This window comes from uncultured Duncaniella sp. (genome assembly GCF_910578445.1).
In the GTDB taxonomy this organism is placed as follows: domain Bacteria; phylum Bacteroidota; class Bacteroidia; order Bacteroidales; family Muribaculaceae; genus Duncaniella.
In genome coordinates this window covers 115,066-138,542 of record NZ_CAJTQC010000004.1, presented here as the reverse complement: position 1 = coordinate 138,542, position 23,477 = coordinate 115,066, and the positions used below count along the sequence as shown (strand labels likewise).

Sequence of the window (23,477 nt, the reverse complement as noted above, 5' to 3'; positions counted from 1 at the left end):
ATACGTTTACCTCGCGGGCGCAAGACTCAAAAACAGCCGGGGTGTTCCGGAACTTCAGATTCTTGTATGCTTCAATCATCCTCAATACGCCATAGAGACGTATAAGGAGCGTTGGCAGATCGAGACTCTCTTCCGGGCGATGAAATCGTCCGGATTCAATATCGAGGACACGCATCTGCGGGATATGGAACGTATCTCGCGGCTCGTAGCAATGGTCTGCGTGGCTTTGGTATGGGCGTATCTCGTTGGAGAACATAAAGATATAAATGTCAAGAAAATCAGAATGATGAACCATGGCTATCGCGCCAAATCATTGGTCAAGTATGGACTTGAAGAGATTGCAGATGTACTTAACCGACCTTGGCGAAACCCAGATTTCGATGTTTTCAAATTTTTGTCATGTAGTTAAAAACCGGGGAGAAATTTTTGATATGGCCGGTTTTTTATTGCGGTTTTGTATTCAGGTGTATTGAGATTATTAGTAATTTTGTCTCAATCATCAGTTCTTCGAAAGGGAATAATCATGGAATTCCGTACGGTCATACGTCCCGAGTCCGGGATGAGTGGACTTGTCAGACATGGCGAGCCTATAGTGCTTGTGGGCTCTTGTTTTTCTGACAATATAGGGGCTTGTCTGCGCGACGGGCTGTTTGATGCCGATGTGAATCCATTCGGTCCGATCTACAATCCGTTGTCGATACAGAGAGCTTTTGAAGTGTTGACGAACCAGACCGTTGTTAAGTCAGAGAGCCTCATTGAGAACGGCGGTATGTGGCATAGTTTCCTGTTTCATTCGCGATATTCGGCCGTAGATCGGGAAGATGCCGTCGAGAGGATGAACCGCCGGATTGAAACGGCCGCCGGCAACCTGAGAAACGCATCAGTCGTGATTGTCACTTTGGGAACGACACGTGTGTTCACGCTGCGCGATACCGGCGACGTTGTGGCAAACTGCCATAAATTGCCCGGTTCTGTGTTTGATGTGCGCTATCTGACACTTGATGAGGTCGAGGATGCTTTGAACAGTACGTTGGAAGCCATTAGGAGCGTTAATCAGGCAGCGCGGATTATCTTTACAGTCAGTCCTCTGCGCTATAATGAACAGGGGGCTCACGGAAATCAGCTTTCCAAATCGACGCTCCTGCTTGCCGTCGACCGTGTCATAAGTAATGATTCATCCGGGCAGACTTCTTATTTTCCTGCATACGAAGTGATGATGGACGATCTTCGTGACTACCGTTTTTATGCCGACGATATGAAACATCCGTCGATGCAGGCGGTGAGATATATCTATAAACTTTTTAAGGACACTTATTTTGACAACGATACGCTCGCTCTTGCGACAGAAGGGGAGGCCTTTACGCGCAGGCTTGCCCATCGGTCGCTGAGTGGGGCAAACATATCGAGAGAAAAGGAAATGACTGAGAAAATGGCCATTGCAGAGGCATTTATCAGCCGTTTCCCAAAACTCAAATACGCTTCAATGCGTTATTTAAATAGCTTATTTAATGATGGAATATAATATTTCTGAAATATTAGAGATTATAGGCTCCGGAAATGGAAGTCTGATCGGGGATGGCAATTTGAAAATATCACGATTGCTGACCGACAGCCGGTCGCTGACATATCCTTCCGAAACCTTGTTTTTTGCTCTTACCACTCAGTCGGGCGATGGCCACCGCTATCTGCGCCAGCTCTACGACAAAGGGGTGAGAAATTTTGTCGTGTCGGCAATTCCGGATGACATGAGAAGTCTCGATGGTGTGAATTTCATAGTGACCGACAACCCTCTTGCTGTTCTCCACACACTTGCAAGACACCATAGAGACCGTTTCGATGTGCCTGTCATAGCTATTACCGGCAGCCGTGGAAAGACAATTGTCAAAGAGTGGCTCAACAGCTTGCTGCAGGATGATATCGTCATCACGCGCAGTCCGCGAAGCTACAATTCGCAGATTGGTGTCCCTCTTTCGGTCTGGGAATTAAACGACAGGACTCAGCTTGCCATTTTTGAAGCCGGAATATCAATGCCCGGTGAGATGGCGAGACTCAAGGCTATAATCCGGCCGGAAATAGGAATATTCACGAATATCGGAAACGCACACAGTAGCGGTTTTCAGTCAATAGAGGATAAGTGCCGTGAGAAAGCATCTTTGCTCAGCGATTGCAGATGTGTCATATATAACAGTGATGACGCTCTCATAAGCCGCTGCATGCCTGACGTAGCCGTGAAGCTTGGCTGGTCACGGACAGACAGCGGCTCTCCTCTTTTCATCGCAAATGTGGAGAGCGAAAAAGGTGTGTCGCGTCTGACCTACAGCTATCTCGGTGGAGAATTCATGACGGTGGAAATCCCGTTTGTCAATGACCATGACTTAGAGAATGCTGTACATTGTCTGGCCACAATGCTTTATCTTGACATTCCGGCTGATGTGATTGCAGAGCGCATGTCGCGCCTGACACCGATAGGGACACGCCTTGAGGTCATAGAAGGTGTCAACGGCTGTCTGCTCATACACGACAGTTATACGAGCGATTTTAACTCACTCTCTCCGGCGCTTGATTTTATGCGCCGCAGGGCTGTGGCCGGACGTTCTTCCACCCTTATCGTAAGTGACCTCAGCTGTGGCGAAGGCGCTACAGACGACGATTATATCAGGATGGCCGAGCTTCTTGTCATGGCCGGTATCAAACGGTTGATTGGAATCGGCCCGGAACTGAAACGCCATGCCGGATGCTTCAATCTTGAAAAAGAATTTTTCGAAACGACAGAAGAGTTTCTCGAAAAGATGTCGGTCCGTGATTTCAATCGTGAGCTCATTCTGGTAAAGGGTGCTCCTGAGTTCGGTTTCGCACGTATATGCGAGCTGCTTGAGGCGCGTCAGCATGAAACAGTGCTCGAAATCAATCTTGATGCCGTGGTGGATAATTTCAACGCCTTCCGTTCGCGCATCAAGCCGACCACGGGGATTGCCTGCATGATAAAGGCTTCAGGCTACGGAGCAGGGTCTCACGAACTTGCACGCACGCTTCAGGCTCAGGGTGCGACATATCTTGCCGTTGCTGTGCACGACGAGGGTGCTGAACTACGCCGTGCGGGAATTACGATGCCGATACTCGTGCTGAATCCTACGGTCGAGAATTTCCATGCGATTTTCACAGACCGTCTTGAACCGGAAATTTACAGTTTTGATTTCCTTGAGGCTCTGATCCGTGAGGCCGGACATTACGGCATAAAGAATTTCCCGATTCATATTAAGATTGATTCGGGCATGCACCGTCTCGGTTTTCTGAAGGAAGACCTTCCACGGTTGATTGAGATATTGAAGAATACCGACTGTGTGACACCACGTTCGATTTTCTCGCACCTGTGTGCCGCCGATGATCCGATGGAGGATGACTATACGAAAGCTCAGTTCGAATATTTTGATGAATGTTGCCGGACAGTCCTTTCAGCCTTCCCCGGACAGAAAATACTGCGCCACATACTGAATTCGACAGGTATAACACGTTTCCCCGACCATCAGCTTGACATGGTGCGTCTCGGAATCGGACTTTACGGTATAAAAACGATGCACGACGGTTCGCAGGATGATCTCCGTCCCGTATCGTCGCTCCATACAGTCATCCTGTCTCTGAAACATTGGCCAGCCGGTACTACAGTCGGCTATAACAGGCGCGGAGTTCTCAAGCGCGACTCAGTGATTGCGACAGTTCCGGTCGGCTATGCCGACGGCATCAACAGGCATCTCGGCTATGGTAACGCCCGGATGGTTGTCAGAGGAGTCAAATGTCCGACCGTAGGCACAATCTGCATGGATGCCTGTATGATTGATGTGACGGACGTAGCTCAGGTGAGCGTCGGAGACAGGGTCGAGGTCTTCGGCGAGAACATCCCTGTCGATACTCTTGCGGAGACCTTGGGAACTATACCCTATGAAGTGCTGACCTCTGTTTCAAGTCGTGTCAAACGCGTCTATTACAGGGAATAGCCGGTTTGAAAATTATAATCTTTACAAAACACACCCCCAGTCAAAAAAATTTGACAATTAAAAACCGATATTATTATGAAATCGCCCAGTTTATACATCATCGCAGGTTGCAACGGAGCAGGTAAGACAACAGCTTCGTTCACTATATTGCCTGACGTTCTTGACTGCCAGCAGTTTGTCAACGCCGATGAGATTGCTAAAGGACTGTCGCCTTTCCATCCGGAAAGTGTCTCCCTTGAAGCGGGGCGCATTATGCTTCACCGTATTGAGAAACTGTTGCATAACGGCATCACTTTTGCAATCGAAACGACTCTCGCCACACGAAGCTATCACGCTCTGATTTCCAAAGCACATAAGCTCGGGTATCTCGTTCATTTACTCTACATATGGCTGTCTTCACCACAGCTTGCCATCAAACGTGTGGCTCAGCGGGTGAGCGAGGGTGGCCATAATATCCCGACGGATGTAATTATCCGTCGCTATCACCATGGTATCAGTAACTTGTTTAATCTTTTCATGCCTATTGTCGACAGTTGGACTATCATCGACAATACCTGCTGCCGCCCCCGTGTGGTGGCCAATGACACATTGACCTTAGCACCAGAATTGTATGACCGAATTAAAAAAGATGGAGAATATAAAATTGACTGACAATATTTCTGAAAGACTTGCACGAGGCATGGAACTGGCCGTAGAGAAGTGTCTTATCGACAAAGTCGTTAAGGGACAGTCTGTAGTCTATGCTCATGATGACGGCTCAATCTACACGATGTCTGCCAAAGACGCTCTTGACCATTTTCTTGCCGAAGCAGCCCAAGAGGCGCGGAAGTGACAGAAAAGACTCTTTGAAGATTCCGGTCGCGATAATGACATTCGCGACCGGAATTTTTTATGGGGTTCTTTGGGGGGACGCTAAAAAGGCCCGCAATGTATACGGGCCTGAAAATCATTTACCTTGTTGGGGAGATTAATAGTTGTCGGCTTTGCGTTCGAAGTAGCCTTGCTCCTTGCCGCAGACTGGGCAACGTTTGGGTGCAGACTTGCCTTTGTGGACGTAGCCGCAATGCATGCATTGCCATTCTTCTTCCTCATCGCCTGAGAATTCCTGTCCGTTGGTCAGGCGTTCGAGCAGACGCAGGTAGCGTTGTTCGTGCTGGATTTCGACTTTTGCCACCATCTTGAACAGGGCTGCTATGTCGGGAAAACCTTCTTCCTCGGCTGTTCCTGCAAACGATGAGTAGAGATCGCTCCACTCTTCGCGCTCTCCGGCTGCTGCTTCGCGCAGGTTGGTCATAGTGTCGGCCACGACCCCTGCCGGATAGCCGGCTGCGATTTGTACGACTCCGCCTTCAAGACGCGAGAAGAACAGTTCGGCATGGCTGAGTTCCTGTTCGGCGGTGATGAGGAATATTCGTGCGATTTGCTCGTAGCCTTCCTCACGTGCCTTCTTGGCAAACAGTGTGTAGCGTGAACGTGCCTGGCTTTCGCCTGCGAACGATGCGAGAAGATTATGTTCGGTCTTTGTTCCTTTGATTGATTTTTTCTCCATAGGATTCTGTGTGATGTTAAAGTCGGGCAAAATAGTTTGCTTAATATTAACATCCGGAAGACCTAAAGAGTTCGCACATTCGGATTAAAATACTGTCCTTTGTTTCGGGTTGCTTTGCCATACATGACTGCGTGACGTGGACAGATGTGATAGCAGGCAAGACATCCGGCGCAATTGTCGCCCCATAGCGGGTGTTTGCGTGTGCGTCCCGAGCGGTCGGCCATAGCGTCGGGGCTCATCTCAATGTTGCGCATCGGACACACGGCACTGCATCGTCCGCATGAAATACAGTCAGATGTGTAGTGGAACGGTTTCGGTGACATTGCGTTACGGATAAACCAAGGGTAGATTATTTTGGTCTTTATCCAAGCGAATCTCCCTCGGATTACGTCCGTATGGCATTTTCGGTCATCGGTAGCACTCTTGATTCCGGCTGCGATTTCGGCAATGCGTGCGGGGGCAGAGTTCAGTTTTTGCTGTTCGACATCCTTAGGGTCTACATCAAATCCGCTCATGCATACGTAGTTGTTGGGCATTGTCACTGAATATGCGTTACCGTCTTTCCAGCCACGTGAGGAAATCTCCTTGCGCCACATTTCAGGCGCAAGTCCACAGTCGTCGCCACATGTAAGTACAAGATGGTGGACAACAGCGTCGGCATGTTTTTCCGTGACTTTAAACTGTATATTCCTGATGACGGTGCGGATGTAGGGGGGTATGCCCCAAGAATAGACGGGGCATACCCATATGACGGTTCTGTCATCGTTGTCAAGAGCAACCGGAGCCGAGGTAACGGACGGCCGCAGTTCCAAGGGCTTCTGACCGAGTTGCGATGACAGTGATTCGGCTACGAAACGGGAATTGCCTGTGCCTGAAAACCAGAGTATCATTCTAAAAGCCTCTAAAGGATATGTGGTTGAAAGAAATGAGCTTTTAATCCGGTTTTAAATGGTCACTTGCGTCGCACCGAAGCCGAATTCGCGGAATGAGGCATCCTGAACGTCATGGCCCTTGTAGCGATGGTTAAGCTCTTTCATCAGGGCTGCGCGGAGCACTCCTTCGCCTTTACCGTGGATAAAAACGATTTTCTGTCCTTTGTTTTTCAGATTTTCATCCATCACCCTGCGGAATTCATCAATCTGAAGGTTGAGGATGTCGGCCGGTGACAGGCCGGCTATTGTATCGACAAGTTCGTTTATATGGAGGTCGACTTCAATTCGTTCGCCTCGCTTGGGATGTGATTTCTGTACAGGTTTTTTCACCTGACGGTCGATGGCTTTCTTGGCTTTTAGCCCTTTTTCGAGCTGCGACGAGTCAAGGACCATTCGTTGGCGTGGCTTGTCGTTGGTCACAAGGTCAACAGCGATTACTTCTTTGTCGAAATAAGGATTCGAACGGAAGCAGTGGAGTTTGAAAAATTTAGTGGTGTCGAGTGCTGTTTCAATTGCAACCGGCGATTTGAGTTTGAATTCGCGGTCCGATTTGAATGCAATCATCTGGAATGCTATGCGGTCCATCGAGGGGAGATCCGTGCCGGTGATTTCTTCGAGGAATACCTGAATATTAGGCTCGACAACTCCTGCGTAGCGTGTGGTCCAGCCGTCAGCTTCGTCAGAGCGCGACAGATATGTGAAATAGAGATAATAGTTTGAATCGTTGACAAGATAGGTGTCAAAGGTCGATGAGTTGAGGTGTTTTAAATCGGACGGCTCGTAGGCAAGAACGATGTTTAGCTTTTCACCTTCGGGTGTTTCTTCGATGGGAAGTTCCTCTTTAGCGGGTGTTGAAGAGGCCGGTTTTTGTGCTGTCTGCACTTTGGCTACAATCTCGTCTTGCGAGACGGCCACTTTTTTCTCTGTGACTTCGGCCGGAGCTACGACTACACATTCGCGGAGAAGGGTAGGGGTTTCAAAGCCATCGTCGTCAACATATGCTATGTTTCCTTCTATTTTTCTGATGATGCCGCCACCGACTGAGTTTAGGAAGCGGACGCGATCACCTATTTTTGCCATGATAGTTTCAATTATGGTAGTTTGTTAATTATTCTGCAATTTGTCTTTTAAAAATTTGCCTGTATAGGAATTTTCACATGCCGTGATTTCCTCAGGCGTGCCTGTCGCGACGAGGTTGCCTCCTGCATCGCCCCCTTCAGGGCCTATGTCGATGATATGGTCGGCACATTTGATGACATCCATATTGTGTTCGATGATGAGCACTGTATGCCCCATTGATATGAGGCGGTCGAATGATTTCATCAGAGTCGCTATGTCGTGGAAATGAAGACCGGTCGTGGGTTCGTCAAATATATAGAGTGTCGGCTCTGCTTTCTCGTCAGCGAAAAATGACGCGAGTTTCACACGTTGGTTTTCACCGCCTGAGAGAGACGAGGAGTTTTGTCCTACCTTTATATATCCGAGTCCGACATCGCTTAGCGGACGCAAACGTTTGACGATACGTTTTTCTTGTGTGCCGTCACTTTCACTGAAAAACTCGATTGCCTGATCAATGGTCATTTCGAGAATATCGTAGATGTTTTTGCCACGATATTCCACTTCGAGGATTTCTTTTTGATAGCGCTTGCCGTGACATGATTCGCAGGGCACGGTAATGTCGGCCATAAACTGCATTTCAATGGTGATGTAGCCGTCGCCCTTACATTCCTCACACCGCCCTCCGTCGGAATTGAACGAGAAGTCCGACGCGGTGTAGCCCATCTGTTTTGCACCTTGGGTGGAGGCGTAGAGCCTGCGGATTTCATCAAATGCCTTGAGATAGGTTGCGGGATTGGAACGGGTGGATTTGCCAATCGGATTCTGGTCGACAAATTCAATGTTCTTGATGCGGTGTAAATCGCCTTCAAGGCGGCGGAATGTGCCCGGTGCGTCTCCCGGATTGCCGAGGTGGCGGTTGAGTGCGCGGAAGAGGATGTCGCGGACGAGGGTTGATTTTCCTGAACCGCTGACTCCTGTCACGACTGTCATGACACCGAGCGGGAATCGCACATCAATGTCTTTAAGATTATGTTCCATCGCACCGATTACATTTATTGAATCTCTCCACCTTCGTCGTTGTTTCGGGACAGGAATCGAGAGTTCGCCTGTGAGATAGCGGGCAGTGTAGCTGCCGTTTGTCTCGGTGTCGGATTTTGCTGAAGGAATCAGTCGTGACGGTTCACCCTGAAAGATTATTTTTCCTCCGAGGCGTCCTGCGTCAGGCCCGACATCAATCAGATAGTCGGCGGTGCGCATGATTTCTTCGTCGTGCTCGACAACCACGACTGTGTTTCCGAGGTCACGAAGTTTTTTGAGGACTGAAATCAGGCGGTCTGTATCGCGCGAATGGAGTCCGATGGATGGTTCGTCAAGAATGTATAGCGAACCCACCAGACTGCTGCCAAGCGATGTCGCAAGGTTTATGCGTTGGCTTTCTCCGCCTGAGAGGGTCGATGAAAGGCGGTCTAAAGAGAGGTAACCGAGACCTACTTCCTCGAGATAAGAAATTCGGTTGTTTATCTCGCGCATGAGACGGCCGGCAATTTTAGAATCGTTTTCATCGAGAGTCAGATTGCGGAAGAAGACAATCAGTTCACTGACGGGCATGCTGACAAGTTCTCCTATTGTCTTTCCTCCGACTTTGACATAGGATGCAGATTTTTTCAGACGCGAATCGTGGCATTCCGGGCAGACTGTCTTGCCTTGATAGCGCGCTTTCATGACGCGGTATTGTATCTTATATTGATTCTCGTCAAGCATTTTGAAAAAATTGTCGATTGACGGGAATTCACCGTAAGTCGTGGTGACGCCTGTCATGTCGGCCGGTCCGTGCCACAGAAGGTCTTTTTCCTCTTGCGTAAGGTCGAGATATGGTTTGTGGATTGGGAATTTGAATTGAGCCGCGTCAGCGATGAATATCCGTTTCCATTCGCTCATCTTGTCTCCACGCCAGCATGCCACAGCATTGTCGTAGACCGAGAGGGTGTTGTTGGGGATGACCAACCGCTCGTCCACGCCGAGCACTTTTCCGAAACCTCCGCATGTGGGACATGCGCCGACAGGATTGTTGAAGTTGAACATCATGTCGGTCGGAGTCTCGAAACGTATGCCGTCGGCTTCGAAGATTTTGGAGAATTCCTTCTCTACGATTCCGCTTTCGGACCATATGAGAGTTTTAAGGCAGTCACGCCCTTCGAAAAATGCAGCTTCAATCGAATCATTAAGACGGCTGATTTCGTCGGCTTCTGTTGAGATGACCAGACGGTCGACAAGAAGATTATAGTCTGCCGGGTTGAAACTGTCGGGGTCTGTGGACTCTCTGACAATAGGGAGTAGCTCTTCGATATCTATAAATTCGTTCTCTTTGACCACACGCGAGTAGCCGGCCTTGAGATAGACGTCGAGCTGCGAGGCAAATTTTCGGCCTTCGGGGAGAATTATAGGTGAGATGATGGCTGCACGCGTGCCCTCGGGGTAGGAGGTGACATAGTCCACAACATCGTTGATTGTGTGTTTTTTTACCTCTTCACCGCTTATCGGGGAGAAGGTGTGGCCGACGCGTCCGAAAAGCAGACGCATATAGTCGTAGATTTCGGTTGATGTACCTACGGTGCTTCGAGGGTTGCGGGTGTTGACTTTCTGTTCGATTGCGATTGCCGGTGGGAGTCCGAGAATAGCCTTGCATTCAGGTTTGGGCATTTTGCCCATGAACTGACGTGCGTAGCTGCTCAGGCTTTCCACATAGCGTCGCTGCCCTTCGGCATAGAGAGTGTCGAAAGCCAGCGATGATTTTCCCGACCCTGATACACCGGTAATAACGACAAGTTTGCCGCGCGGAATCTCTACATCGACGTCTCTGAGGTTGTTGACCTTGGCGCCTAAGACGATGATATTTTGTTCCTGAGGAGATATGTGGTTTTCTTTCTGCATTTTTAGGATTCCTTCAATTGTAACATACAAAGTTATAAAAAATCCGTTAGAAATGCAAGCTGCTGTCGTGTGTCAGGGCATCAATCGTTTTATGGATTGCGGTGCTATTCCTTCTTTACATCTGGAATTAGTTCAAACCATAGATACTTGTCGATTCCAAATGCCTTGCCCCACTCCGACGGATGCTTTTTGGAAAAGCGTACGCTACAGATGTCGAAGCCGGTGACCTCTTTTCCGTTGAAGTTTAAGATATGAGCAAGTGCTGTATGTGGTTTATGCTCATGCCGTGTAATTTTTTTGTAATTTTGCAGTCGCCGGACTTCATTGAGAATTTGGTGATGTGTCCGGGTGAAAATTGTAATCTGTAACACGGTGACTCAGATATGGTGGTTATTATATGTATGATAGCGCTCGGTATTGTGGCCGGATATTTTCTGCGACGGAGGAAATTGAGGTATCTTGACAATATTGTTATGGGTATCATCTGGCTGCTTCTGTTTCTTCTTGGAGTTGAAGCCGGAAGCGACGAACGGATTGTCAGATGGATTGCATCGTTGGGCATAGAGGCGTTTGCCATAAGTCTCGGAGGTGTGATCGGCAGTTCGGCTCTGGCTTTGATTCTCTGGAGGCTTACATGTACAAATGACAGTGGGAAAGGAGGCGGTCGATGAAGGGTAGTCTTATAATAGTCGGATTTTTTATCATAGGACTTTTATGTGGCTATGCCGGTATAGTCGATATCAGCCGCTTAGGTTTCGATATCAGTTTCGTGGCACTTGCTGTGCTCATATTTCTCGTGGGAATAGGCATCGGACATAATATTTCGGAACTTAAGAAAAATCTGCGTACCCTCAGGCCGGGCATGCTTCTTTTGCCACTTATCACTATTATCGGGACATTGGCCGGGGCTCTGGCGGTTTCACTATTCATTCCGTCGCGAAGCATACCCGAAGTTCTCGCTGTCGGTTCGGGGTTCGGATACTATTCGCTGTCAAGTATCCTTATTACAGAAACTAAAGGCGCTGAATTGGGCATCATAGCTCTGCTTGCCAATATATGCAGGGAAATTATAACTTTGCTCGGCGCGCCACTGCTGTGCAGGTTGTTCGGCCCGCTTGCCCCGATTTCATCAGGTGGGGCTACTTCGATGGATACGACTCTGCCGATAATCACAGCTGTTTCCGGCAATAAGTTTGCAGTTCTTTCAGTCTATCACGGATTTGTTGTCGATTTAAGTGTCCCGTTGCTTGTGACTCTTTTCTGTAATATATGAATAATAGAGGCCGTCCGTTGGTAAATCTCACCGACGGACGGCCTCTAAGTCGTTTTCAGGCTTTGCGCGGTGAAGGGTTTAGCAGGCTTAGAAGCTGATCGTGTATCTCAGATGTGCCACAGACGATTGACACATTGCGGTCATTACGGAAGCGCGTGTATTTTCCTCCGGCTTCTGTCAGAATCAGCAGTCCGGCATTGACATCCCATTCGTGAAGGTTGAGTTCCCAGTATCCGCCAAGAAATCCGGCTGCGGTGTAGCATATGTCGGCTGTGGCTGCGCCGAGGCGACGTATGTCTCTCACACGTGGAAGGATGGCGGCGAGGTTGTCGAGATTGTTGTCGGGATTGGAGTCCTTGTCCACAGGAAAGCCGGTCGAAATTACAGAGCGTGACAGCTTTGATTGGGTGGAGACGTGGATTTTTTTACCGTTGAGAAATGCCCCTTTGCCTTTTTCGGCATAGAAAAGCTCGTCGGTTGCCGGCAGATAGACGACACCGATAACGGTTTCACCATTCCGCTCGACACCTATGCTGATGGCCCATAGCGGGATGCCTGAGAAAAAATTTGTTGTGCCGTCAATTGGGTCAATCACCCATCGGCATTTGTCAGAACCATCTGTCTCGCCCGATTCTTCCGAGAGGATGGAGTGGGTCGGATAGTGCGATTTGATGAAATCAGTGATGTATGATTCACACTCTTTATCAGCGGTTGTGACGATGTCGCTGTCATTTAGTTTGTTGTGCATTTCCATGCGATCGTTGTGACGGAAATATTTCATCGCGATTTTTCCTGCATTACGGGCGCATTCGATTATATTGTCCAAGGTGGGGAAGTCTTTGTGGTCGGTCATCGTGTTATTCATATCTGAAAAGTTAGAATGGTTTTGTGCCAATAAAACAAATAATATCTGTAAGACGGCTTTTGTTTTAAATGTCACGTTTTATCTTATATAACAAAAGAAGCTATGCCTTTCGTATGGCATAGCTTCAGAAACGTTAATTTATGCTTGGTTTAAGCTTTATTGGCGCGTTTGCGTTCGATTTCGTCAAGAATGATTTTGCGGATACGGAGGTGATGGGGTGTTACCTCGACATACTCGTCTTCCTTGATGTATTCAAGCGCTTCTTCGAGCGAGAAGACCACAGGAGGTATGATTCTCGCCTTGTCGTCAGCACCGCTTGCGCGCATATTGGTAAGTTTTTTTGACTTGGTGACATTGACCACGATATCGTTGTCTTTTGCATTTTCGCCCACAACCTGTCCGGCATAGACTTCTTCCTGCGGGAAGATGAAGAAGCGTCCGCGGTCTTGGAGCTTGTCGATAGCGTAGGCATAAGCCGTTCCACCTTCCATGGCTATGAGCGAGCCATTTGTGCGGCGTTCGATATCACCCTTCCAAGGCTGGTATTCATGGAATCTGTGAGCCATGATCGCTTCGCCCGCCGATGCGGTGAGCACATTGTTGCGCAGACCGATAATGCCTCTTGAGGGAATGATGAATTCAATGTGGAGACGGTCGTTCTGAGTTGTCATCGAGACCATTTCGCCTTTGCGACGTGTGACCATGTCGATAATCTTCGATGAGTAATCTTCAGGCACGTTGATTGTGAGCATTTCCACAGGCTCGCATTTCTTTCCGTCGATTTCTTTGATGATGACCTGAGGCTGGCCGACCTGAAGCTCGAAACCTTCGCGACGCATTGTCTCGATGAGGACTGAAAGGTGAAGCACGCCGCGGCCGAATACTGTCCAAGAGTCTTCATGGTCAGCTTTTTTCACACGCAGAGCAAGATTGCGGTCAAGCTCTTTGGTGAGACGGTCGTGGATGTGGCGCGATGTCACGAACTTACCGTCTTTTCCGAAGAAAGGACTGTCGTTGATGGTGAATGTCATTGACATTGTAGGTTCGTCAATGGCAATGCGCGGAAGTGGCTCGGGATTGTTGAGGTCGGCTACCGTGTCGCCGATTTCAAAGCCTTCGATTCCGACGAGCGCGCAGATGTCGCCGCTTTTTACCGATTCCACCTTTTTGCGGCCCATTCCTTCGAAAGTGTGGAGCTCTTTGATGCGCTGGCGGACGGTAGTCCCGTCTTTTTTGCACAGGGCGATATCCATGCCTTCGCGAAGTTCACCGCGGTGTACGCGGCCGATGGCGATACGTCCGACATAGCTGCTGAAATCAAGAGATGTGATCAGCATCTGAGCGTCGCCTTCGAGCACCTGAGGTTCGGGAATATATTCGATTATAGCATCGAGCACCGGGGTGATGTTGTCGGTCGGTTCATTGTAGTCAGTGCTCATCCATCCCTGTTTTGCAGAGCCGTAGATTGTCGGGAAGTCGAGCTGCTCTTCGGTCGCATCGAGATTGCACATGAGGTCAAACACCATTTCCTGCACTTCGTCGGGACGGCAGTTTGGTTTGTCGACCTTGTTGATGACCACTACCGGCTTGAGACCCATCTGGATTGCTTTCTGAAGCACGAAACGGGTCTGTGGCATAGGACCTTCGAAGGCGTCGACAAGCAGCAGGCAACCGTCGGCCATGTTGAGCACACGCTCTACCTCGCCTCCGAAATCGGCGTGTCCCGGAGTGTCGATGATGTTGATTTTGTAACCGTTGTAGTTGATGGAGACGTTTTTCGAGAGGATTGTTATGCCTCGTTCGCGCTCAAGGTCGTTGTTGTCAAGTATGAGCTCGCCGGTCGACTGGTTGTCGCGGAATAACTTTCCGGCCAGGAGCATTTTGTCTACGAGGGTTGTTTTGCCATGGTCGACGTGTGCGATGATGGCAATATTTCTAATCTTCTGCATTGTCCTTAAAAATTTTCGGCTGCAAATTTACTTAATTTTTTGCAAACGGCAGTGTATTGCCTTGAAAAAAGGAGCTAAGTAACTCTTAAAAATTAAACGGCATGAGTTACAATGGTGATACTTGGGCTGAATTTTGTGTTGTCTGCATGATTTTTAAGAGCTTTCTTCATGTAAGATTTATTGTCTGTCGGACATCGACATCGGCTATGAAGCTGTCATCGTGGCTTACGACTATGAGTGTGCCTTGATAGCTGCGCAGTGTCGAGGCGAGTATCTGCATGCTGTCGATATCAAGATTGTTGGTGGGTTCGTCGGCGATAATGATATCGGGAGTGTTGTTGGAAATCATGAGGCAACACAGCAGCAGTCTCATGCGTTCGCCTCCGCTCAGTTTGGCACACGGCTGCTCCCATACGTCGCGGGTGAAAAGAAAGTGCGTCAGATAGGATTTCAGCTCATGGTCATGCAGTTCACGGTTGAAGCGTGAGAGCTGCTCAAAGATTGAAACGTCGTCGGCGATGAGGGAATATTCCTGATCAATGTAGATGATGCTGGTGTCGTCGGCAACGGAAATGTCACCCTGAGAGGCTTTTATCCGGCCTGTTATCATATGAAGGAGGGTGCTTTTGCCACAGCCGTTAATCCCGGTGATTCTTACCCTGTCTCCGCTTGTGATAGTGAAGTCTACACTGTCATTCCAGAGTGGGCCTGACATGGGGAATGTGTGGTTGACATTTGTGGCTTTCACCAGTATTTTCCCTTTATGGATGATGGAGTCTTCAAAATCCATCTTGATTGATGAGCTATCTTTGAGCGACGAACGGAGGGTTGTGATGTCATCGTTAATCTTACTGATTTTAGATGCCATTGTGTCGGCGAGTTGCGAGGTCGTTTTTTCAGCACGGTCTTTGAGGCCGCCCATAAGTATGCGGGGCAAGCCCTCTTTGCGCGAGTGTTGCCTTCCACGTGAATTTTGTTTCTCCTGACGTTCTTTCTGCCGGTTTGCCAGCCGTTTGGTCTTTAGAAGTTCCTTTTCTTTACCGGCCAGTCGCTTTGCGAGGTTTTCCCGTTCGGACTCCACTTCTGCTGAATAGTCATCGTAGGACATGGGATAATATCTGATTGCCCCTCCCGATAGTTCAAACTGGTTGTCAAGCAGGTTTAACAGTGTCCTGTCATGGCTGACAATAATCGTTGTGGCTGTTGAATCACCTATGAACCGATAGAGCTTTTCACGGCCTATGCTGTCGAGATGGTTTGTCGGCTCGTCCATCAGGATTATATCGGGCTTGTGGATGCTTATTGACGCAAGAAAGACTTTTGTCTTCTCGCCGCCGCTCAGTTGACGCATAGGCGTGTCTGCCGATATGTTTTCAGGCAGCCATTGCGCCAGTGCCGATGAGACTTTGTCGGCTATTTCCCAGTCGTCGTCAAGAATGTCGAAATTCTCCGGGGATGTTTCTCCTCGCAGAATGTTGTTGTAAGCGTTGATTTTGTTATGGACTCCGAGTGCTTCGGCGACACACATGTTGTCGTATTGCCCGAAGTGTTGTGGGATGAGCAATGTGGAGTCGCGGTTGAGTATGCACCCGTCTGTCGGATGCAAATGACCTGCTAAAATTTTAAGTAATGTGGACTTCCCACTTCCATTTTTGCCGATTATGGAACATTTACAGCCTTGTGGGATTGAAAAGTTGAGGTCTTTAAATAAAGTGACGCCGTCAGGATGGGTATAGGAAAGATTCTGAATCTGTAGACTCATTGTAGTCGAAAAATATAAAAAAGCAGATATTTTGCCATAACGATTTCGATATGGCTGTTTAATAAAATCACCGATAATAAAAGATTAAGGTGCGCTTTTTACATTTTTTTCGTCTGTTTGATTCCGTGTGCAAATTTACACAATTAATTTCAATCGGCAAAATGCTTGACGCCTATGATTCGGATGTATTCAGAGGTGTCAGCGGATGTCTGATGCGGAGATGCTGTTGATGTCAGGATGCATGGTTTTGATGCGTCGCGGAAGCTTTTTGACCACTTCCGAATAGCTGTGGCGTATAAGCGAGAGGATGAAATCGTCCGGAAGGTTGCCGTGTAGCCGTATCTGATTCCAGTAGCGTTTGTTCCAATGCCATGCCGGTATTATTTCATCGTGACGGTCTCTGAGGTCAAGTGCATAGTCCGGGTCGCATTTGACCACGAAATAATCCTCAAGGTTGAATCCATAGCAGGCAAAAATCTTCCCGCAGACCCTGAAAAGCAGATAGTCCTCTCCGAAGGCCGTGTCCTCGCTTGTCAGCGGTAGCGATAGGCAATAGTCGCGTATTGATTCGATGTCCATTTTTTAGAAAAGTAATCGGCGGATGGTTTAATACATCTGATAGTCCACGGAAAGCACCTGAAATTCGGTTCGGCGGTTAATCTGGTCGGCCGTATCCTGATCTTCAGGGGATAGTGTCATGATGAAGCCTTCGTCGAGGGTCTGTCCCTCTTCAAACTGAGGGAATTCGCGGGCAAGCCGCTTTGTGATGGTCATTGGTCGTGATTCGCCATAGCCCTGATACTGGAGGCGTGCTTCGGGGATGCCGGCGGCAATGAGATAGTCGACCACGCTTTTTGCTCTTCGCTCGGAGAGGGCGATATTGTATTCGTCCGAGCCCTTGCGGTCGGTATGTGAAGCCATCTCGATGGTGATGTTAGGATTGTCGCGCAGCATCTGCACCACGCCGTCAAGAGCTTCTTTTGATTCCGGACGCAGGGTTGCCTTGTCGAAATCATAGAAAATGTTATCGACGATATTTGGCTTGGTGACTGAGGCAAGGATGAAGTCTATTCCATATTCGGCGTCTTCTTCCGCGCTGTCGGAGGTGAATTCCTGCTTGGCGTTGAGATAGCCTTTAGCACCTGCGAGCATCACGTATTTCACACCGCGCTGTAGCGGGAATGAAAATGAGCCGTCGTTGCGTGCCACTGCTTTCTGGTTTGAGCCATCGTTGCCTACGATGCGGATGATGGCATTGGGCACGGGTTCTTCGTCCTTGTCCAATACCCAGCCTGAAATGAGAATTTTGAGGTCGGGAAGTTCAAAGGAGTACAGATGGTCATATCCGCGTCCGTCGCCACGGTTTGAGCTGAAATAGCCGGCCTCTTTTGCCGGGGTCGCGAAAGTGATTCCGAAATCGTCACCTTCGGAGTTCATCGGGCTTCCCAAGTTTTCCACCAGCCATCCGCCCGAAGGGGTCAGTGTGGCTTTGAACAGGTCAAGTCCTCCGAGTCCGGGGTGGCCGTCTGACGAAAAATACATGATTGAGTCGGTCAGCATATAGGGGAACACTTCATCGCCGGGTGTGTTGATGGCTTCGCCGAGATTTTCAAGGCTTCCTGCTCGTTCGCGGAGATTGATGCGCCATATATCCTTTCCGCCTTGACCCGGCATATCGGATGTGAAATAGAGATATTCGCCTGACGGGCTGACTGCGGGGTGGCCGTAGCTTGAGATTGTATCGTGGGTGATTTCAAGTTTCACAGGAGCGCTCCACTGTGCATCCGACCGGGTGGAGGTGTATATGTCTACGCCGGTGTCACGGTCAGGCACACGCACTGAGCGGGTGAGATACATGGTCGAGCCGTCAGGCGAGAATGATGCGATACCCTCGTCCCATTCGGTGTTGAGTTCTCCTTCGACCGGTTCGGGGCGCTGCCATTCGCCACGCTCGTTTTTGCGCACCATCCATATGTCGCTGCGTTTCATGCCGGTGATTTCGCTGCGTTTGGTTCCTGTCACCTTTTCATTGGTGGTGGTGAAATAAAGCACATCACCGTTGAACATTGGCGAGAAATCGGCACGGCGTGAATTGAAAAGTTTTGCATTTCGGACTATGTGGCGTGTTTTGTTACGCTTGATTTCTGCGCTTTTGCGTGCGCCGGACAGACCTTGAAGGGCCTTTCGGTCATCGGGCCATAGATTCAGATAGTCTTCGTAGGCTTTTATTGCCTGAGGATAGCTGCCCTGTCCGTGATGGGCTTTTGCGAGCTGAAGAAGCAGTGTGGAATCGGGATGTCCGTAACGCAATGCGTTCTGATAGGCGGCGGCCGCACGTGCGTTCTGCCCTAATTGCGTGTAGCATTCTCCAAGCTTGGCGGCAACCTCGCCACGAAGTTTCCGCTCTTCGCGTGGATTAAGCTTATTGTAGATTTTGCGATATGTTTTCTGGGCGTCGAAGTATTCTCCGCGAGCCATCTGCTCGTCGGCCACACTCATCTTCGCGCCTGAGCAAGAGGCGAGGATCAGAGTGCAGAGAATTACACATATATAATTAAGGTGATGTCGAGTTGCCATGGGCTGAGATGTGATTATATATTGTTAACGATAAAAACTTGGGAATATTTTATTTTGGAAAAGAGGGGAAATGATTGTATCTTTGCGTAGTTATTGCGCACCCCTCCGCCCGGCCAATTGACTTGACAAGATGACAAGCGCGAGTGCAGATACAATTGTCAAATCTTTAATTTAAATCAACATACCGTTATGGGTCTTTTTGAAAAACTTACCGCTAAGGCCAAAGCCGACCGTCAGCGTATCGTCCTTCCCGAAGGCACAGAATCTCGTACATTAACCGCCGCAGACCGTATTATCGCCGACGGCATCGCCGACATCATCCTCATTGGTGATCCCAATGAAATCATGGCGATGGCCAAGGATCTCAAGCTTGAGAATATCGCCAAGGCAACAATCGTTAATCCTTCCGACGAGAAGGTGATTGACAAATACGCTCCTCTTTATTTTGAGCTCCGTAAAAAGAAGGGCATCACAATGGAGGAAGCCCGCATGACTTCTGCCAATCCTCTGTATCTCGGCTGCCTTATGGTAAAGGCCGGTGATGCTGATGGACAGGTGGCCGGTGCGCTCAACACTACCGGAAATGTGCTTCGCGCCGCATTCCAGATCATCAAGACTATGCCCGGCATTGACGTGGTTTCAGGTGCTTTCGTAATGGTTCTTCCCGAAGGCATGAACTATGGAACTAATGGTCTCCTCATATTTGCCGACTGCGCGGTTGTTCCCGAACCCGATGCAGCTCAGCTCGCACAAATCGCCGTTTCGGCAGGCAAAACCGCACGTGATATCGCCGGAATCGAACCCCGTGTCGCTATCCTCAGTTTCTCTACCAAGGGCAGCGCCAAGAGCGAACGTGTCGACAAGGTTATCGAGGCTACCCGTATCGCCCACGAGCTCGATCCGAATCTCGTGCTTGACGGTGAGCTTCAGGCTGATGCCGCCCTCGTCCCCGGTGTGGCTAACAGCAAGGCTCCCAACAGCCCGCTTTCAGGCCGTGCGAATGTACTTGTGTTCCCCTCGCTCGAAGTCGGCAATATCGCCTATAAGCTTGTGCAGCGTCTTGGTGGCGTAGAAGCTGTCGGTCCTGTGCTTCAGGGTCTGGCTGCTCCTGTCAACGACCTTTCGCGTGGCTGCTTCCCCGAAGATATCTACAAGACAATCATCATCACCTGCAATCAGGCCATCGGTCTCAAGGAGAATAACTAAACAGAATTCTATCGTTAAAACGATAAACAATTAATAAAAACTAAGAAATGAAAATTCTCGTGTTGAACTGTGGCAGCAGTTCAGTAAAATATAAACTTATTGACACTTCAAACGATGCTGTCCTTGCCGAAGGCGGTGTTGAAAAAATAGGACTTCCCGACGGATTTCTGAAATACAAGAAGAACGATGGCTCGAAGGCTGTTGTCGAACTTGGACTCGTTGACCACAACGGTGCGGTGCAGGCCATTCTCAATATCCTGACTGATCCCGTTGAAGGTTGCATCAAATCTTACGATGAGATTGATGCCGTCGGTCATCGCGTAGTGCACGGTGCTGAAAAGTTCAGCGAAAGCGTCCTTATCAATGATGAGGTCAAGGATATGATTAAGCAGTGCTACGATATCGCTCCGCTCCACAATCCGGCAAACATGACCGGTATTGACGCTATCACCACACTGATGCCGTCGACACCTCAGGTTGCTGTATTTGACACAGCTTTCCATCAGACCATGCCTGCGAAATCGTATCTCTACGCACTTCCCTATAAGTATTATGAGGAAGACGGTGTGCGCCGCTACGGTTTCCACGGCACAAGCCACCGCTACGTGTCGCAGCGCGTGTGTGAATTCCTTGGAGTTGACATAAAGGATAAGAAGATCATCACCTGCCACATCGGCAACGGCGGTTCGATTACTGCTGTCGACGGTGGCAAGAGTGTCGACACTTCAATGGGTCTTACCCCGACCGAAGGTCTCATGATGGGTACACGTGTCGGTGATATCGATCCCGGTGCTCTCGTCTACATCATGCTCAAGCACAATCTGTCGGCTGCCGAACTTCAGAAAATCATCAACAAGGAGAGCGGAATGCTTGGCACAACAGGTATCTCAAGCGACATGCGCGAAATCGAGGCCGCTATCAATGCCGGCGACAAGCGTGCACGTCTCGCTCAGGACATGTATGAGCAGCGCATCGTCAAGTATGTCGGAGCATATGCCGCAGAAATGGGCGGTGTGGACATCATCGTGTTCACCGGCGGTGTAGGAGAAAACCAGACTTCACTCCGCGAAGATGTCTGCGCGCCTCTCGCCTTCATGGGTGTAGAGCTTGACAAGGAAGTCAACGCAGGGCTTCGTGGCAAGGAGGCCGTCATTTCAACACCGGCTTCTAAAGTGCAGGTTGTTGTGATTCCTACAGATGAGGAACTCATGATTGCCCGTGATACCGAATCAATTGTTTCGAAGAAATAATTCAAAAAATAGAAACAGTGCCGGGAACATTGATGTTTTTGGCACTGTTTCGTTTTTTACCGGCCTCCCTGCCGGGTGTGTTGGCTGGTCTATCCTCCCTCCGATTATTCAGCCTTTTGTCTGAAGGCTGCCTTTACACGACGTGTTAAACGAAAACAATTAACAATCAATTAATAATAATGCAAATATGACAAAGATTAGAGCTGCGGTGGTTGGCTATGGAAACATCGGCCGTTTCACCGTCGAAGCCCTTGAGGCTGCCCCCGATTTTGAGATTGCAGGCGTAGTACGCCGTAACATCAGCGAAATTCCTGCCGAGCTTGCAGGCTACAAGGTTGTTACTGACATTCGCGAACTTGGTCACGTCGATGTGGCTATTCTTGCCACTCCTACCCGCGAAGTTGAGAAATACGCTCTTGAATATCTCGCAATGGGAATCAATACTGTCGACAGTTTCGACATTCATACTTCGATTGTCAATCTCCGTCGTTCACTCGGCGAGGCTGCCCGCAAGGCAGGCCGTGTAGCGGTGATTTCTGCCGGATGGGATCCGGGAAGTGACTCTATTGTCCGCACACTCATGGAGGCTGCTGCGCCGAAGGGCTTGACTTATACTAATTTTGGCCCGGGTATGAGTATGGGCCATACTGTGTGTGTGAAGTCAAAACCCGGTGTGAAGAATGCGCTTTCAATGACCATGCCCTTGGGCGACGGTGTGCATCGTCGCATGGTATATGTTGAGCTTGAGCAGGGAGCACGTCTCGAAGATGTCGCAAAGGCTGTCAAGGAAGATCCCTATTTTGCATCTGACGAAACCCACGTCATGGCTGTCGAGAGTGTCGACGCTGTGAAGGATATGGGTCATGGTGTGCACATGGTACGAAAAGGTGTCTCTGGTAAGACTCAGAACCAGCGTTTCGAATTCAACATGTCAATCAACAATCCGGCTCTTACAGCTCAGTTGCTTGTCGGAGTGGCGCGTGCTTCGATGCGTCTTGCTCCCGGAGCATATACGATGATTGAGATTCCTGTCATCGACCTTCTCCCTGGTGACCGCGAAGAGCTTGTCGCACATCTCGTGTAATCAGTTTATATTCGCTCGGGGCAGGCATATTGGCTGATTAGCCGAGCGGAATTGACGAAAAAAAATCACAGACATTTTTCATGGTTTAAACTCCAAGGAAAATGTCTGTGATTTAATTTTTTTTATGCCCTTGGTCTATGTCAGAGCAGTCCGAAATGACGGAACGCGTTTACAATTCCGTGGTTAGTGTCTTCAGTGGTCACATAGTCGGCTGCCGCCTTCACGCTGTCATCGGCATTACCCATTGCGACACCTGTCGCCACATGGCGCAGCATGCCGATGTCGTTGCCTCCGTCGCCGAATGCCATTGTCTCGGAGAGCAGAATTCCGAAATGTTCGATGATTTTATCAATGCCGACACTCTTATCGCTTCCTTGAGGGATGATGTCGCAGAAATAAGGATTCCAGCTTGTCGGCTCGCAGTCGGTCAGCACTTCACCGAAAATCCGGCTCTTGACGCGTTCTTCCTCTGTGCCGAAAGCCATCATCTGCACCACCTCTCTGTCGCCTATGGTGTCGAGGTCGCGTTCGTCGATATGTGCTACGCGTAAAAGCTTCATGACATGGCGCACTCCATCGTCAATCCTGTTGATAAAGATTTTTCCGTCATCAGGGATTACGACTAATGGAATTTCTGACCGGTGGGAGAAGGAAATGATACGGTCTATGTCAGTCCTTGGGATAGTCCGGCGGTAAATGCAGGTGCTTTTGTCCGAAAGGAGACATATAGCCCCGTTGACAGTCACATAGCCGTCAAATTCGGTTTCACCGAGATTATCGATCCAGTTCAGGTGTCGGCCTGTTGAAATAAAAACCTTGATTCCGTTTCTGCGTACATGTGCGATGGCTTCGCTTACTTCTTTAGGGATACCATGTGAGCCGAATGGGACTAATGTTCCGTCAATGTCGAAAAATATAGCTTTTATCATTGCGAATGGGATAGTTTTTAGCGACCGCGAAGTTACGAAAAAAGTTTCCAATCGGCAATCATGAGCGCTTTTTGCCTGCGATTTGTCTGTCAGTTCTCACAGAGTTTTGATTCTACATG

General features: G+C 49.1%; 20 protein-coding genes. 10 read left to right on the top strand and 10 right to left on the bottom strand.

The annotated features are described in order from the left end of the window. The 5 genes from QZ311_RS03800 to QZ311_RS03780 form a co-directional block, all read left to right on the top strand. A partial coding sequence (locus QZ311_RS03800; protein ID WP_297064126.1) for a transposase occupies positions 1–409 on the top strand: 409 nt, incomplete at its 5' end. A 114-nt stretch (positions 410–523) separates the two neighbouring features. After that, positions 524–1,522: a GSCFA domain-containing protein gene (locus QZ311_RS03795; protein ID WP_297064123.1), complete on the top strand. Its 999-nt coding sequence runs from the start codon at positions 524–526 to the stop codon at positions 1,520–1,522. Then, positions 1,512–3,992 (top strand): bifunctional UDP-N-acetylmuramoyl-tripeptide:D-alanyl-D-alanine ligase/alanine racemase, encoded by a 2,481-nt coding sequence (locus QZ311_RS03790; RefSeq protein ID WP_297064138.1) that lies wholly within the window; start codon positions 1,512–1,514, stop codon positions 3,990–3,992. Before QZ311_RS03795 ends, QZ311_RS03790 begins: the two co-directional genes overlap by 11 nt. A 75-nt stretch (positions 3,993–4,067) precedes the next feature. Continuing rightward, positions 4,068–4,643 carry a zeta toxin family protein gene (locus QZ311_RS03785; RefSeq protein WP_123613247.1) on the top strand — a complete coding sequence of 192 codons (576 nt, stop codon included), beginning with the start codon at positions 4,068–4,070 and terminating at the stop codon, positions 4,641–4,643. Further along, a complete protein-coding gene (locus QZ311_RS03780; RefSeq protein WP_297064120.1) occupies positions 4,636–4,824 on the top strand; it encodes a hypothetical protein in 189 nt (62 codons plus the stop codon). Before QZ311_RS03785 ends, QZ311_RS03780 begins: the two co-directional genes overlap by 8 nt. Before the next feature lie 135 nt (positions 4,825–4,959). On the opposite strand, the gene rbr is transcribed toward QZ311_RS03780, so the two are convergent. The 4 genes from rbr to uvrA form a co-directional block, all read right to left on the bottom strand. Beyond that, a complete protein-coding gene (gene rbr, locus QZ311_RS03775; RefSeq protein WP_297064117.1) occupies positions 4,960–5,541 on the bottom strand; it encodes a rubrerythrin in 582 nt (193 codons plus the stop codon). Between the two features lie 62 nt (positions 5,542–5,603). After that, a complete protein-coding gene (locus QZ311_RS03770; RefSeq protein ID WP_297064114.1) occupies positions 5,604–6,431 on the bottom strand; it encodes an EFR1 family ferrodoxin in 828 nt (275 codons plus the stop codon). Between the two features lie 54 nt (positions 6,432–6,485). Beyond that, a complete protein-coding gene (locus QZ311_RS03765) occupies positions 6,486–7,553 on the bottom strand; it encodes a DUF2027 domain-containing protein (protein ID WP_297064111.1) in 1,068 nt (355 codons plus the stop codon). Between the two features lie 24 nt (positions 7,554–7,577). Next, positions 7,578–10,463, bottom strand: a complete 2,886-nt coding sequence (gene uvrA, locus QZ311_RS03760; RefSeq protein WP_297064107.1) for an excinuclease ABC subunit UvrA — start codon at positions 10,461–10,463, stop codon at positions 7,578–7,580. Positions 10,464–10,846: 383 nt separating this feature from the next. On the opposite strand from uvrA, the gene QZ311_RS03755 reads away from it, so the two are divergent. After that, positions 10,847–11,134 carry a LysO family transporter gene (locus QZ311_RS03755; protein WP_297064104.1) on the top strand — a complete coding sequence of 96 codons (288 nt, stop codon included), beginning with the start codon at positions 10,847–10,849 and terminating at the stop codon, positions 11,132–11,134. After that, a complete protein-coding gene (locus QZ311_RS03750; RefSeq protein ID WP_297064100.1) occupies positions 11,131–11,736 on the top strand; it encodes a lysine exporter LysO family protein in 606 nt (201 codons plus the stop codon). Before QZ311_RS03755 ends, QZ311_RS03750 begins: the two co-directional genes overlap by 4 nt. 55 nt (positions 11,737–11,791) lie before the next feature. On the opposite strand, the gene QZ311_RS03745 is transcribed toward QZ311_RS03750, so the two are convergent. From QZ311_RS03745 to QZ311_RS03725, 5 genes are all read right to left on the bottom strand, one after another. Further along, a complete protein-coding gene (locus QZ311_RS03745) occupies positions 11,792–12,601 on the bottom strand; it encodes an inositol monophosphatase family protein (protein WP_297064097.1) in 810 nt (269 codons plus the stop codon). A 149-nt stretch (positions 12,602–12,750) separates the two neighbouring features. Beyond that, positions 12,751–14,550 carry a translational GTPase TypA gene (gene typA / locus QZ311_RS03740; RefSeq protein WP_297064094.1) on the bottom strand — a complete coding sequence of 600 codons (1,800 nt, stop codon included), beginning with the start codon at positions 14,548–14,550 and terminating at the stop codon, positions 12,751–12,753. A gap of 166 nt (positions 14,551–14,716) precedes the next feature. After that, a complete protein-coding gene (locus QZ311_RS03735; protein ID WP_297064091.1) occupies positions 14,717–16,312 on the bottom strand; it encodes an ABC-F family ATP-binding cassette domain-containing protein in 1,596 nt (531 codons plus the stop codon). Positions 16,313–16,510: 198 nt separating this feature from the next. Beyond that, the gene (locus QZ311_RS03730) at positions 16,511–16,891 is read right to left on the bottom strand and encodes an MmcQ/YjbR family DNA-binding protein (protein WP_297064088.1); all 381 of its coding nucleotides are present in this window, start codon (positions 16,889–16,891) and stop codon (positions 16,511–16,513) included. 27 nt (positions 16,892–16,918) lie between these two features. Continuing rightward, the gene (locus QZ311_RS03725) at positions 16,919–18,889 is read right to left on the bottom strand and encodes an OmpA family protein (RefSeq protein ID WP_297064083.1); all 1,971 of its coding nucleotides are present in this window, start codon (positions 18,887–18,889) and stop codon (positions 16,919–16,921) included. A 189-nt stretch (positions 18,890–19,078) separates the two neighbouring features. Between QZ311_RS03725 and pta the strand changes: the two genes are divergently transcribed. From pta to QZ311_RS03710, 3 genes are all read left to right on the top strand, one after another. Next, on the top strand, positions 19,079–20,095 hold the full coding sequence (gene pta / locus QZ311_RS03720; protein ID WP_297064080.1) for a phosphate acetyltransferase: 1,017 nt from the start codon (positions 19,079–19,081) through the stop codon (positions 20,093–20,095). A 47-nt stretch (positions 20,096–20,142) separates the two neighbouring features. Then, entirely contained in the window at positions 20,143–21,345 is a 1,203-nt protein-coding gene (locus QZ311_RS03715) for an acetate kinase (RefSeq protein ID WP_297064076.1), read from the top strand. Between the two features lie 187 nt (positions 21,346–21,532). Beyond that, the gene (locus QZ311_RS03710; RefSeq protein ID WP_297064073.1) at positions 21,533–22,429 is read left to right on the top strand and encodes a diaminopimelate dehydrogenase; all 897 of its coding nucleotides are present in this window, start codon (positions 21,533–21,535) and stop codon (positions 22,427–22,429) included. A 140-nt stretch (positions 22,430–22,569) separates the two neighbouring features. Here the strand turns inward: QZ311_RS03710 and QZ311_RS03705 are convergent, their stop codons facing one another. Further along, positions 22,570–23,358, bottom strand: a complete 789-nt coding sequence (locus QZ311_RS03705) for a Cof-type HAD-IIB family hydrolase (protein ID WP_297064070.1) — start codon at positions 23,356–23,358, stop codon at positions 22,570–22,572. Positions 23,359–23,477 lie beyond the last annotated feature (119 nt).